General features: G+C 40.4%; 11 protein-coding genes and 1 tRNA gene. 4 read left to right on the top strand and 8 right to left on the bottom strand.

From position 1 onward, the window contains the following. The first annotated feature begins 265 nt into the window (after positions 1–265). Positions 266–742 carry a hypothetical protein gene (locus BM107_RS16650; RefSeq protein ID WP_090985391.1) on the top strand — a complete coding sequence of 159 codons (477 nt, stop codon included), beginning with the start codon at positions 266–268 and terminating at the stop codon, positions 740–742. After that, positions 736–942: a transposase gene (locus BM107_RS16645; RefSeq protein ID WP_090985389.1), complete on the top strand. Its 207-nt coding sequence runs from the start codon at positions 736–738 to the stop codon at positions 940–942. Before BM107_RS16650 ends, BM107_RS16645 begins: the two co-directional genes overlap by 7 nt. Positions 943–1,057: 115 nt before the next feature. Here the strand turns inward: BM107_RS16645 and BM107_RS16640 are convergent. Next, positions 1,058–1,131, bottom strand: a tRNA-His gene (locus BM107_RS16640). A 178-nt stretch (positions 1,132–1,309) separates the two neighbouring features. Between BM107_RS16640 and rnhA the strand changes: the two genes are divergently transcribed. Further along, complete coding sequence (rnhA, locus tag BM107_RS16635) at positions 1,310–1,783, top strand: ribonuclease HI (RefSeq protein WP_090985387.1); 474 nt, start codon at positions 1,310–1,312, stop codon at positions 1,781–1,783. Here rnhA and fbp read toward each other — a convergent pair. The 5 genes from fbp to gloA2 form a co-directional block, all read right to left on the bottom strand. After that, positions 1,780–2,859: a class 1 fructose-bisphosphatase gene (gene fbp, locus BM107_RS16630; RefSeq protein ID WP_090985385.1), complete on the bottom strand. Its 1,080-nt coding sequence runs from the start codon at positions 2,857–2,859 to the stop codon at positions 1,780–1,782. The genes rnhA and fbp overlap by 4 nt on opposite strands. 19 nt (positions 2,860–2,878) lie before the next feature. Then, on the bottom strand, positions 2,879–3,370 hold the full coding sequence (locus tag BM107_RS16625) for a metallophosphoesterase family protein (RefSeq protein WP_090985646.1): 492 nt from the start codon (positions 3,368–3,370) through the stop codon (positions 2,879–2,881). 43 nt (positions 3,371–3,413) lie between these two features. Continuing rightward, on the bottom strand, positions 3,414–5,213 hold the full coding sequence (locus BM107_RS16620; protein WP_090985383.1) for a serine hydrolase: 1,800 nt from the start codon (positions 5,211–5,213) through the stop codon (positions 3,414–3,416). A 79-nt stretch (positions 5,214–5,292) separates the two neighbouring features. Continuing rightward, a complete protein-coding gene (locus BM107_RS16615; protein ID WP_090985381.1) occupies positions 5,293–5,994 on the bottom strand; it encodes a tRNA1(Val) (adenine(37)-N6)-methyltransferase in 702 nt (233 codons plus the stop codon). Position 5,995: 1 nt separating this feature from the next. Beyond that, entirely contained in the window at positions 5,996–6,376 is a 381-nt protein-coding gene (gloA2, locus tag BM107_RS16610; RefSeq protein WP_090985378.1) for an SMU1112c/YaeR family gloxylase I-like metalloprotein, read from the bottom strand. A 183-nt stretch (positions 6,377–6,559) separates the two neighbouring features. On the opposite strand from gloA2, the gene purL reads away from it, so the two are divergent. After that, positions 6,560–10,243 carry a phosphoribosylformylglycinamidine synthase gene (purL, locus tag BM107_RS16605; RefSeq protein WP_090985376.1) on the top strand — a complete coding sequence of 1,228 codons (3,684 nt, stop codon included), beginning with the start codon at positions 6,560–6,562 and terminating at the stop codon, positions 10,241–10,243. Between the two features lie 547 nt (positions 10,244–10,790). Here the strand turns inward: purL and BM107_RS16600 are convergent. Both BM107_RS16600 and BM107_RS16595 read right to left on the bottom strand, forming a co-directional pair. Further along, the gene (locus BM107_RS16600) at positions 10,791–11,141 is read right to left on the bottom strand and encodes an FEKKY domain-containing protein (RefSeq protein ID WP_090985374.1); all 351 of its coding nucleotides are present in this window, start codon (positions 11,139–11,141) and stop codon (positions 10,791–10,793) included. Between the two features lie 16 nt (positions 11,142–11,157). Further along, a complete protein-coding gene (locus BM107_RS16595) occupies positions 11,158–12,006 on the bottom strand; it encodes an energy transducer TonB (RefSeq protein ID WP_159435259.1) in 849 nt (282 codons plus the stop codon). Positions 12,007–12,147 lie beyond the last annotated feature (141 nt).

Raw genomic sequence — 12,147 nt, 5'->3', positions numbered from 1 at the left:
ATGAAACTTCTATAAACGGATATTGGTATGGGCAAATCTTGGGCAGAATTTTGCTCTTGTTAATAACTTCAGAAATTTCCCCCTTATATTTCCTAGAATTTTCGTATTTCATATTCTTTAATTGAAATGTGAAGTACAAAACTCCATGACTAATAGTGTCTGTATTTGTTCAAAGCGCTTTTTTTGTGTTCAAAATGAGTTACATATCTCTATCATTTAGTCTAAGGCCACGATCAAATTAGTAGTAAAACAACTAGTTTCATTAATGTGCGATATCAGTTTGCTTTCAGATGAATTAAACTTGGATGCCAGAAGAAGTTCTTGGCTACCCATGAACTGCTCAACGCCATCCAAAGTGAATCCTGAATGGAAGGCCTGCACGATCATTCGCGAGGTCAATGTTGATGACTTGGTCTTCTCCTCAACCTACTGCTCTCCGGTGTTATTCTGTTCTTTCCAGAACTGCTCTTCTAAATGTGAATGCAGGTATAAAGCAGAAGATGTTAATAAACAGTTTGTTAAATTTTTGGATGACTATAGCCTAAATGCAAAAACTGCCGAGCTATTCAAAATGGTGATTTTGGATGAATACGCCAGCGATACCTTGAAGAACAAGGAATATAAAACCTATCAGGCCAAACAGCTTACAGAAAACAACAATAAGCTTACACGGGCAAGAGAGCTATTGTCGCTAGGTGATATTGATGAAAACGATTATAAAACCATAAAACTGGAATGCTAGAATGCGGTATTGATTCCTTTAGGACTGTTGCCAGATCAATTCAATCGCATTATCTGTATATCCTAAACTTTTTTATTAACAGATCCACGAATGCCTCTGCAGAATCTTTCAATGCAAAGATCAAAGCTTTTAGAGCAACATCCGGAGGGGTTAGAGATATTAAATTCTTCTTATTCAGATTATCGAAAATATATGCTTGAAATGATACCCCCCAACTTTTCCGCTTGATCCTTGATCCCTCTGTTGCCTGTAATAAATGATTTCAAAATCACCTAAAAACAAAAAAGCCCTTTAAGATATCTTAAAGGGCTTTCGGGTGGCTGATGGGGCTCGAACCCACGACCCTCGGCACCACAAACCAATACTCTAACCAACTGAGCTACAGCCACCGTGTTTTTTTTGATGTCACAAAAGTACGACTTTTCACATTCCCTGCAAATATTTTTTTCAATGTTTTTACAAGAAATTTTTAATTCCTTAACATTCAATTATTTGAATTTGAAAAAAAAATTCGGCAACAGATAAAATAGGCGATTTTAAAGCTAAAAACATAACTTTACCACGTTTATGATCGAAATTTATACAGACGGAGCAGCTAGCGGAAACCCCGGACCAGGCGGTTGGGGTACCATTTTAAGAGCAGGGCAACACTATAAGGAATTAAGTGGCGGCTTTAGGATGACCACCAATAACCGAATGGAATTATTAGCTGTAATCAAAGGATTAGAAGCATTAAAAAGCTTAAACCAGGAGGTAACCGTTTATTCCGATTCTAAATATGTGGTTGATGCCGTGGAGAAAAAATGGGTTTTCGGCTGGGTGAGCAAAGGTTTTAAAGACAAAAAAAACAAAGACCTCTGGTTAAGGTTCCTTGAGCTGTATAAGCTCCATAAAGTTAAATTCGTTTGGATTAAAGGTCACAACGCCCACCCTGAAAATGAACGTTGCGACCGGCTGGCCGTATTTGCTTCTCAAGATAAAGCAAACCTGGCTATAGACAGTATTTTCGAAGCAGAAAGAAATAAAGCTACCTTACTTTAATCCAACCCGCCAATTACATTCAGATCTTCCAGTTTAGCATCTACATCATTCTCGCTAGCGGTTGATTTTGCCGTATACAACAGCATCATTTCTTCCGCTTTTTCTACCATATTTTTGGAGCCGATAAAAATCGGCACGCGTTGATGTAATTCAGTCGGATCAATATCCAGTATCCGTTCGAAACCGGTACTGGCCTTGCCCCCAGCCTGCTCAATAATAAAGGCCATGGGGTTACACTCATATAATAACCTTAACTTACCATTTGGCGAGCGTGAAGTGGTGGGGTAAATATAAATGCCGCCTTTAATCAAATTGCGGTGAATATCACCAACCATAGATCCGATATAACGCGAAGTGTAAGGCCGTTTTGTGGCTTCATCCTCTACCTGGCAATATTTAATGTATTTCTTTACCCCATCCGGAAAATGCACATAATTACCCTCGTTTACAGAATACATATAGCCGTTTTCAGGTATTTTCATCTGCGGATGCGAAAGACAAAACTCACCTATTGATGGATCGAGCGTAAAACCATTCACTCCTTTACCTGTAGTATAAACAAGCATGGTAGAAGAGCCATAAATGACATAACCAGCAGCCACTTGCTCTGTACCTTTCTGCAGCACATCGGCTAAACTGGCCCTGCCTTCAAAAGATTTCCTCCTGTAAATAGAAAAAATCGTACCTACCGCAACATTTACATCGGTATTTGAAGAACCATCCAAAGGATCGATACATACAATGTATTTTGCATTTTGAGAAACCGGTGAGTCGATATGGATAATTTCATCTTCCTCTTCAGTAGCAACAATGCAACATTCCCCGCCACTGGTTAAAGCGGCGATAAATTGTTCATCAGCATACACATCCAGTTTTTTCTGTTCTTCGCCCTGAATATTAGTGGTTCCCACATCACCCAGGATGTCGACCAAACCTGCCTTGTTAATTTCGCGGTTAACAATTTTGGCTGCGATACCAATGTCTCTCAGCAGCCTTGACAGCTCGCCTTTGGCATAGGGAAAATCTGCCTGTTTTTCTATAATAAATTGTCCTAGTGTTTTAACGCCACAAACCATGCTTAGTGTATATTTTACATTATCTACCCGATAATTCTATAACCTCTAAGGTATGAATATTTTCGTCAGTAATGCAAAATCTGATCAGGGTTCGCACTTTATGCCAGCCATGTTTCCCCGCTGCACCGGGGTTTATATGCAAACATTTCAGCTTTTCATCGAACATCACTTTCAAAATATGCGAGTGCCCGGTAATAAATAATTTTGGAGGGTTAGTGTATATTTCTGGCTTTACATAAGATGAGTATTTACCTGGATATCCTCCAATATGCGTCATCCATACATCCACCCCTTCACAGCTAAATCGATTTTTCTCTGGGAATTCATTTCTGATTACCGCATCATCAATATTTCCAAATACTCCACGCAAAGGCTTAAAGGCGGCTAGTGGTGCAGCTACATCCTGACCAAAATCTCCGGCATGCCAGATTTCGTCCACACTTTCAAAATGCTTAAAAACTGCATCGTCTAAAAAACCATGGGTATCCGAAATTAATCCTATTTTTTTCAAACTATTTTTATTTTTCAACCTTTTCAAGGAGGTTATAACGTGATTATTCTTCCTTCATAGCCTTAAATATGCCGTTCGGCTGTATAAAAGACACTGCATTTACCTGCTTATCTGCAGCAACATCAAACTTAACACTAAACCCTTTAAGTGCCTTTAGGTTAAATGTATCCGCTTCAGTAGCTATCGTTTCATATTCTTGCTGCCCAGGCACATGTACCATCAACGTATTCCCTTTTAAATAGACTTTCACCGTGATTTGACCTAAAGCATATTCACCGGTATATTTTTGAAGTTCTTTAAGCGATAGTATTTTTGCTTCCGGCTTAAAATCAAACATCACAGGCTTATCGCTGCCATCTAAAAAAATGCCTATACCTTGTATTTTACCGTCTACCCCACCCGAAAAGTTAAACATCAGATTACTCTGTACGGTATCCACTACTCCATTTTTATCAATAGATTTTGGATCAAAAACATCGTAATGCATATGTTTAAGCAACACTTTTTCATCACTTAATAGGGTATATAGCTCATTTTTCTCTTGCCAAACCTTAATTGTGCCATAAGCCGGGTTTTCAAATGAACCAACGTAGTCTTTTAGTGGATGTGAAGGAATCGTGTTTAATATAGGTGTACTCTTAGTGCCCTTAGTAACCTGCATGTTGGCCTTTATCTTTTTCATGGCTTCTCCATTCCAGTCGATTGTTTTAAGGTTAAGCAATCTATCCACAATAGAATTGCGTACAACTGCCGGAACCTGCGAACCGTTTTGATTACTTAACACCACTATCCCCAACTGATCAGATGGAAGAAAAGCAACATTTGCCGAAAAACCATTAATATTTCCACCATGCTCTACCATATAATGCCCCCTATACGACCCAATCATCCAACCTAAACCATAATTGGCTAGAAAAATGTCGTTATGCTCGGCAGGCAAATCGGCTGACATTACCATCTGAGAACTTGCAGCCTCTCGGACATAATCAGTAGGCAGTATCTCCTTTTTCTTAAAAAAACCTCCACTAACCCACACCTTTAACCAATTGGCCATATCGTTTGCACTGCTGTTAATGCTACCCGCCGGCCCCATCCCATTAATATTATAGTAATCTACCTTTTTAATCTCATTCCCCTTCGCAACTGTGTAAGGTAAGGAAGCATCGCTATCTTCCTTAAAAGCTTTGATATCCGTATTAGAGCGGTTCATTTCTAATGGAATAAAGAACTTTTCTTTTATATTCTGTTCCCAGGTTTTACCTGTCAATCGCTCTACAATCATTCCCTGAGCGAGGTACATAAAATTATTATAAAACCATTTTTCGCGTACAGCAGCACTGGGCTTCATGTATTTTACCCGCGCAATAATGCTATCTCTATTGGCTGTATTAAACAAAAGCCACGAAAAATCGTATCTCGACAATCCGGTTCTATGTGCCATGAGGTCGCGCAGAATAATTTGGCTATCCATTTCTTCACTATAAAAATGTAGTTTTGGCAGCAAACTTACGGCCTTATCTTCAAACGTCAGTTTTCCTTCTTTTCTGAGTAAACCCAACAAAGAACCCGTAAAAGCTTTACTGCTCGAACCAATTGCAAAAAGTGTATTCGGCGTAACCGGTTTTTTATTTTCCACATCGCGGTAGCCAAAACCTTTACTGTAAATAATGTCATCTCCTTTAACAACCGCTACCGAGAAACCTGCAGCAACCTGATCTTTTAATATTCGGTTAAATAACGTGTCGATCCCCGCTAAAGGATCATCATTTTTTTGTTTTTTTGATTGAGCCAGTGACGACAATACCAAGAAGCATAATAGCAAAACATTTAAGATACGTTTCATTTTAAGTTGGATGAGATTACACCACCTAAATTACAAATGATAATGAGATTATATCAGAAAACATGTAAATTCTATTTTCTTAGTAAGCCAGAAAAAAATCTTTAAGCAGTATTTTATATTCAGCCGTATGCACCTTTAAATCTTCATAAAGATAGAAATCACTTTCCTGTAATACCGTTCTATTTTTCCCCAGACATATCATTTGCCTGAAAGCGGCCTTTGATCGGTCGGAATGGATATATATGCTTTCCACCAGTTCCATTCCGTAATATCCGGCCTGCATAACCACCTCTTCAGCCTGTTTTATGGGAAGAATCAGCCAAACCTGTCCCGCATCCGTCAACAATTCACTGATCTTTGCCACCAGCATGCTAAAAAAACCTTCCGCAGCATGCCTGGCAATCCCTTTCCGCACCTCTTCATTCTTAAGGTCATTTACAAAAAAAGGTGGATTAGACACAATCAGATCAAATCTATCAGTCGAATTATAGTATTCAATTGCTGTATTACTGATGCTTAAACGATGATTGAATAGCGATTGTTTAAAATTGCGTTCAGCAGTTTTCGCCGCTTGCTCATCGATTTCAACCGCATGTATGTGTGCATCAGGAAAACGTTGTGCCAGCATCAAGGCAATTACCCCTGTACCTGTTCCAATATCCAGTATCCTTTTAGGATTCTGGTGATTGGCCATGGCCCCGATTAAAACGCCATCCGTATTGATCTTCATGGCGCAGCCGGTCTGATCGACCTCAAATTGCTTAAACTTAAAAATACTCATCCTAAACCTCGTACAATTCCAGTGGCAAACCATCCGGATCGGCAAAAAAAGTAAAGCGCTTATCCGTAAATTCATCAATCCGGATCGGCTCAGTGATAATTCCATGTTTATTTAACCTGTCAATCTCCTGCTGAATATCTTTTACTTCGAAAGCCAGGTGCCGCAAACCCTGAGCCTCGGGCCGCGACGGCCTTGCCGGTGGATTTTCGAAAGAGAAAAGCTCGATCTGATAAACACCATTTACCGCCAGATCCAGCTTGTATGATTTCCGGTCTGCCCGGTACACTTCGGCCAACACCGTAAAACCGAGTTTATTCACATAAAAATCTTTCGATCTTTCGTAATCAGAACAGATAATAGCAATGTGGTGGATTCGTAGCATAAGTAATGATTGGATTTAAGAATGAGTGTATGATTAAATGATTTGCAAAGTTCTGCATTCTCGAATTCAAAACTCAATCATTCGTCCATTATTTTAAAATCGTTCAAAATTCTATCATTCAATCCCTCATTCCTTCACTCATTAAATTTAAAAACGCTAAATTTGCGACTTCAAAAAAAAAGCATGATTCATTTCTTCTCTAGTCATCCTGAGCCTGTCGAAGGGCAATCGCAGACGGTTTTTGTTTTGCAAACAGACAAAGCGCTTTCTACTACTGATATTACTAAACTCGAATGGTTATTTGGCGGCGCCAAGATCTCACAGGAAACAGCCCTAAAAGGCTTTTTTGTTGGGCCACGGGCAGCTATGATTACGCCATGGAGTACCAACGCAGTAGAAATTACCCAGAATATGGACATGCAGGGCATAATCAGGATCGAAGAATTTAAAAAGGTTGACGAAACCTTTGCCGATTACGATCCGATGCTTTCTCAAAAATACGATAAGATTGACCAGGATATTTATACCATCAACATCAAGCCTGAACCCATTTTAGAAATTACCGATATTGCTGCTTATAATAAACAGGAAGGTCTTTCTTTAAGCGACGAAGAAGTTGATTATTTAAATACATTAGCGCAAAAATTAGAAAGGCCCTTAACCGATTCGGAAGTATTTGGCTTTTCGCAGGTGAACTCAGAACACTGCCGCCACAAAATTTTTAACGGAAAATTTGTAATTGATGGAGTAGAGCAGCCTACCTCTTTGTTTAAACTGATCCGCAAAACTTCTGAAGAAAACCCTAACGATATCGTTTCGGCCTATAAAGACAATGTTGCTTTTATTAAAGGACCAAAAGTACAACAGTTTGCACCTAAACGTGCCGATCAGCCTGATTTTTACACTTTAAGCGATTTTGATTCCGTAATCTCTTTAAAAGCAGAAACACATAATTTCCCAACCACTGTAGAGCCTTTTAACGGTGCTGCAACGGGTTCAGGAGGCGAAATCAGAGACCGTTTAGCAGGTGGCCAGGGTTCTTTACCTTTGGCCGGAACGGCAGTTTACATGACCGCGCTTTCCCGTTTAGAAGAAAACCGCCCATGGGAACAAGGTGTAGAAGAAAGGCAATGGTTGTACCAAACGCCAATGGATATCCTGATCAAAGCCTCAAACGGTGCCACCGATTTTGGAAATAAATTTGGCCAGCCGCTCATTACCGGATCGGTTTTAACTTTCGAACACGAAGAAGATAACCGTACCCTTGGTTTTGATAAAGTAATTATGCTCGCGGGCGGTATTGGTTATGGCAAAGCCAGCCAGGCACAAAAACTTAAACCACAGGAGGGCGATAATATCGTAATCTTAGGTGGCGAAAATTATAGAATTGGAATGGGTGGCGCAGCAGTTTCATCTGCTGATACTGGTCAGCACGGCAGCGGCATCGAATTAAATGCCATTCAGAGGTCAAACCCTGAAATGCAGAAACGTGCGGCCAATGCCGTTCGTGGTTTGGTAGAGAGCGATCACAACCCGATCATTTCCATCCACGATCATGGTGCAGGCGGCCACTTAAACTGTTTATCAGAACTGGTTGAAGAAACTGGTGGTTTGATTAACCTGGATAAACTTCCGGTGGGCGATCCTACCCTTTCTGCTAAAGAAATTATCGGTAACGAATCGCAGGAAAGAATGGGCTTGGTAATCGGAAACGAACATATCGAAACCCTTCAAAAAATTGCCGATCGCGAGCGTTCACCGATGTATACCGTTGGTAAAGTTACCGGCGACCACCGTTTCACTTTTAAATCGGCCACTACAGGTTTAAAGCCGATGGATTTAGAACTGGCTGCCATGTTTGGCAGCTCGCCTAAAATTGTAATGGAAGACAGTACAGTTGACCGTAAATACGAAGCCATCACCTATAACAACAGCGAATTAAATACTTATTTAGAACAGGTGCTTCAGTTAGAAGCCGTTGCGGCTAAAGATTGGTTAACCAATAAAGTTGACCGCTGTGTGGGTGGACGCGTAGCCAAGCAGCAGTGCGCCGGTCCGTTGCAATTGCCGTTAAACAACTGCGGTGTAATGGCTTTAGACTTTCAGGGTAAAGAAGGTATTGCCACTTCAGTTGGCCACTCACCTATCTCAGCACTGATCGATCCGGCTGCAGGTAGCCGCAACGCCATTGCCGAATCACTTTCAAATATTGTTTGGGCACCTTTAAAAGAGGGTTTGAAAAGCGTTTCGCTTTCTGCCAACTGGATGTGGGCCTGTAAAAACGAAGGCGAAGATGCCAGGTTATATTCAGCGGTAAAAGCGTGTTCTGATTTTGCAATCGATTTGGGCATCAACATTCCAACCGGAAAAGATTCCTTATCAATGAAACAGAAATATGCGAATGGTGATGTAATTGCACCGGGAACGGTGATTATTTCTGCAGGTGCGAACTGTGATGATATTACTAAAGTGGTTGAGCCGGTATTACAAAAAGATGGTGGCGCCATTTACTACATCAACCTGTCTACCGACAGCTATAAACTGGGCGGTTCATCTTTCGCACAGATTTTAAACAAAGTAGGTACCGAAACACCTGACGTAAAAGATGCAGCGAAATTTAAAAACGCATTCAATACCTTACAACAATTAATTAAGGCAGGTCACATCCATGCCGGACACGATGTTGGCAGCGGTGGTTTAATTACAACGCTGTTGGAAATGTGTTTTGCCGACCGTGACTTAGGCGCCCAACTCGATTTATCAGCTTTAGCCGAGCAGGATAGCACTAAATTGCTTTTTGCCGAGAATATTGCCGTTGTTTTCCAGGCTGATGCTGCTGCAGAAGCTACATTAACTGAGAATGGCGTCGCTTTCCACAAAATTGGTACAGTAAACACTTCGGCTAAACTGGAAGTTAAAAATGGTGGTGATAGCTTTAGTTTTGATATTGACCATTTGCGCGATGTTTGGTTTAAAACTTCATACTTGTTAGACAGCAGACAAACCGGCAACGGCTTAGCCAAAGCGCGCTACGATAATTATAAAAACCATGTTTTAAATTACAGTTTCCCGCTTACTTTTGATGGTAAAAAACCGGTAATCGACGAAACGAAGCCAAGACCAAAAGCCGCTATTATCCGCGAAAAAGGAAGTAATTCTGAGCGCGAACTGGCAAACGCCATGTATTTAGCCGGTTTTGATGTAAAAGATGTTCACATGACCGATTTAATTACCGGCCGGGAAACTTTAGAAGATATCCAGTTTATCGGTGCGGTGGGCGGTTTCTCTAACTCTGATGTTTTAGGATCGGCGAAAGGCTGGGCAGGTGCATTTTTATATAATGAGAAAGCGAGAATTGCTTTAGAGAAATTCTTTGCCCGTCCTGACACCTTATCTGTGGGGATCTGTAACGGCTGTCAATTGTTTATTGAGCTTGGCCTGATTAATAAAGACCATACCGATAAACCTAAAATGTTGCACAACAAAAGCGGCAAACACGAAAGTATTTTCACTTCGTTAACCCTGCAGGAAAACAATTCGGTAATGCTATCGAGCCTTGCCGGCAGCACTTTAGGGGTTTGGGTATCGCATGGTGAAGGAAGATTCTCTTTACCATACGCAGAAGACCAGTATAAAATTGTAGCCAAATATGCTTACGAAACCTATCCGGCCAATCCGAACGGTTCCGATTACAACACCGCGATGTTATGCGATGAAACCGGCCGTCACCTGGTGATGATGCCACACATTGAACGTTCATTGTTCCAATGGCACTGGGCAAATTATCCTGCAGGCCGTAAAGACGAAGTTTCACCATGGATGGAGGCCTTTGTGAATGCCCGGAAGTGGATTGAAAACAAAGGATAGTATTAAATGGAAGAGGTAAAATGGATGATGGAATTAAAAACCATCATCCATTTTTTTTATCGTAACCAACAGAGTTGTCAACTTTAATAGCATAGCCGCAAGAAAGTTGACAACTCTCCATAACTAAATTAAAATTTATTAACAGCCCTTGAAACAAGTTACCATTGACAGACTTTCTAAAAAAAGTCGTCATTGCGAGGAGGAACGACGAAGCAATCTTTCATCCCAATGATCCTTGCTATAAAGATTGCTTCGTCGGCTGAAAAAGCCTTCTCGCAATGACGATCCTCGGAGGTTTATTTCAATTAGATGCTACTGTCAATCATATTGATTTTTTATACAATAAATTATCCCTCAGGGTAACACATCTAACAAAAAAAACGGTCTGAGCAATGCCCGAACCGTTCAACTAAACCTACATCTACCTCAAAACAATAACGTTGTTAAGGAATAATGTAAGATGGCACAGGTAAGGTCGAAAGATAACCTTCATCCATTTTCCATCCCACATCATCCATCTTCTTACATCTACCATCCTCCATCCCCATCATATCCCCTGCACATCCTTCCTCACTTCTTTTCTCCAGGCTTTCCCATATTTTTTATCCATAAAAGAAGCGACTACTTTATTATAATCTTCAATCCTGATGGCAGAAGGTCCTACACAACCCAAATCCTGATAGACTACACCATATTTTTGCTCAAACAACTCCTGGCCTTTAATACGTGTGGATACAATTCCACCCTGAATCAGGAATTTAGGTTTCCCCTTTTTAATATCAGCATTGGCTTGTTTAATGCTCTCCGCTTTAATATGATCGGCGGGCAATAAAGGTTTGGCATTTAAGTGTACAGACAACAAACACAGAATCAACCAAATTAAAGTGTACTTTTTCATGGTTTAGCTAGCAATTTTAATTAGAAATCTGAAAATTAATGGCCATATTATACCGCACCCGTACCGGAACACCCTTGTTTTTGCCAGGTTTCCAGAGTGGAGATTTTTTGATCACTTTAATAGCTTCTTCATCACAACCGTAACCGAGTCCCCTTAATACTTTAACATCTGTAACGGAACCATCTCTCTCTACCACAAAGCTTACAAATACCTTACCTTGAATACCATCTTCCTGTGCCTGATACGGATATCTTAAGTTACGCTCCATATATTTAGACCAGGCTTTGGCACCGCCGTTAAACTCCGGATATTCATCAACTCCTATAGCATCTATAATCGCATTTGGATCGCCGGTACCTTCTCCATCCTTGGCTGTACCTGTACCATCGCCACTGCCTTTATTATCGCTGATGACCAAATTAGGTGCAACAATACCATCTTGCGTTTTATCGCTGATCACGGCCTGCTCAATCTCTTTAATGGTGGGCGGATCAGGAAGATCCACTTTATTCACCACAACTACCTGTGATGGAAGTGCAATGGTTTTGACTTTAACCAGATCGGCTTTTGCAGGTTCAACCTTTTTCTCCGGTTCAGGCGTTTTCGGTTTCATTTGGTGAATCACCTGAGTTAAATCAATAACCTTTGCCTTTTCTACCACTACATCTTCTTTAGGGAAAAACCTGTTATAAATCAAAGGCGAAAAACAGGCCAGTACAAATAAACTGCCTGATACGAAAAGTACCCTCGTCATAATCGACGATGATTTGGATCTTAAATCGTAAGCACCATAGTTTTTGTTGCGGTCTGCAAATACAAGATCAAGCCACTCGGTCTTGTATACGTTAATTGAAGAGTTGAACATAGCTTTATTTTTATAGCATGATGCAACAAAATCTTCTATTCCATAAAACATCCGAAAAATCTATTTTCGTTACAAAAAATGAAATTTCTCACCTGAAAAACATTTTTTTATTTCATTTTCAATAAATCTGATATAATTTTT

It is taken from the genome of Pedobacter suwonensis (assembly GCF_900111825.1).
In the GTDB taxonomy this organism is placed as follows: Bacteria; Bacteroidota; Bacteroidia; order Sphingobacteriales; family Sphingobacteriaceae; genus Pedobacter; species Pedobacter suwonensis.
Note: the sequence above shows the minus strand (reverse complement) of the source record. Positions and strands in the feature narration are given on the sequence as shown.